Below are 1,110 nucleotides of genomic sequence, written 5' to 3'. Positions count from 1 at the left end.
TATTGAACCGAAACTTCTTGGTTGCCTTGGTCGTTGAGGGTGTGTGGGTGATGTGGACCTGCGGCGGTTGTCGCCTGCTGCGCTGGAGGTGGTGCGGCTGCGGGTGGTGGCCGCGCTGGAGTCGGGACGGGTGAGCGGCTACCGCGAGGCCGCCGAGATGTTCGGGGTCTCGCGGTGGTCGGTGGGGACCTGGTGGCGTAAGTACCAGGCTGGGGGGCGGGAATCGCTTGCTGCTCCGGTGAAGTCGCGTACCGGGCGGGGCGAGGCGATCAGTGCCGAGGACCGCGCGGTGCTGTTCACCGCGATGGCCGATTACACCCCCGAGGAGTTGTTGATCGGCGGCCCGTTGTGGACCCGCGCGCTGGTCGCCGAGTTGATCCGCATGTCGTCGGCGTCGTCATGACCGAGCAGGGTGTGGGCAAATGGCTGCGCCGCCACGGGTTTTCCCCGCAACGCCCGGCGCGGCGGTCCTACCGGCAGAAACCGGAGAAGGTGGCCGAGTGGCTGGAGGTCTCCTATCCCGCCATCGCTGCCCGCGCCCGCGGCGAGAACGCCGTGGTGGCATGGGCTGATCAGTGCGGGCACTGCGCAGCGACACCGCTCCGCCGGGCCGGTCCTGGGCACCGAAGGGCAGCACTCCGCTGGTGCGGGTCAACGGCAAGCGCCTGCGTGTGAACGTCATGTCTGCAGTCGCTTTTCGTGGTGCACTGTGGTTTTCGGTGTTCACCGGCCGGTTCACCGCGAAGGTGTTCATCACATTCCTGGATCGGCTGGCCCGTCAAGCCGGACGCAAGGTCCATGTGATCGCCGACCGGCACCCGGTGCACCGCAGCAAGGCCGTGACTGCGTGGCTGACCGAAAACACCCACCGCATCGAGTTGCACCTGATGCCCGGCTACAGCCCCGAACTCAACCCGGACGAGATCCTCAATGCCGACATCAAACGGCACGTCCACGCCGCTCGCGCCCGCTCCACCGACGACCTCGCCCGGGAAACCCGCCGGTTGCTGCATCGCCGCCAACGCCAACCCGACACCGTCCGCGGCTACTTCCGCGCGCCCCACATCCGCTACACGAGCCTGAAGGAAACCCAATAGTTACGGTTCAATA

Annotated in this window: 3 protein-coding genes; all 3 read left to right on the top strand. The window is 67.0% G+C overall.

Features of this window, described 5'->3' with window-relative positions; all coding sequences use genetic code 11:
• Positions 1-43 precede the first annotated feature (43 nt).
• Genes ACWEO7_RS39680 through ACWEO7_RS39670 form a run of 3 tightly spaced genes read left to right on the top strand, consistent with a single transcriptional unit; the run spans position 44 to position 1,097 of the window.
• Positions 44-403 carry a helix-turn-helix domain-containing protein gene (locus ACWEO7_RS39680; RefSeq protein WP_452431030.1) on the top strand — a complete coding sequence of 120 codons (360 nt, stop codon included), beginning with the start codon at positions 44-46 and terminating at the stop codon, positions 401-403.
• Positions 400-675 carry a helix-turn-helix domain-containing protein gene (locus ACWEO7_RS39675; protein ID WP_452431028.1) on the top strand — a complete coding sequence of 92 codons (276 nt, stop codon included), beginning with the start codon at positions 400-402 and terminating at the stop codon, positions 673-675. Before ACWEO7_RS39680 ends, ACWEO7_RS39675 begins: the two co-directional genes overlap by 4 nt.
• Complete coding sequence (locus tag ACWEO7_RS39670; RefSeq protein ID WP_452431026.1) at positions 576-1,097, top strand: IS630 family transposase; 522 nt, start codon at positions 576-578, stop codon at positions 1,095-1,097. The genes ACWEO7_RS39675 and ACWEO7_RS39670 overlap by 100 nt, the downstream gene beginning before the upstream one ends.
• Positions 1,098-1,110: the final 13 nt, after the last annotated feature.

It is taken from the genome of Nocardia sp. NPDC004260 (assembly GCF_053603155.1).
The sequence above is the reverse complement of the archived record's forward strand: the minus strand, read 5'-3'. Positions and strand labels throughout refer to the sequence as shown.

Excerpts from the sequence above, each read along its gene's own strand:
- ACWEO7_RS39675 (WP_452431028.1), top strand. The coding sequence starts at position 400 with ATGACCGAGCAGGGTGTGGGCAAATGGCTGCGCCGCCACGGGTTTTCC.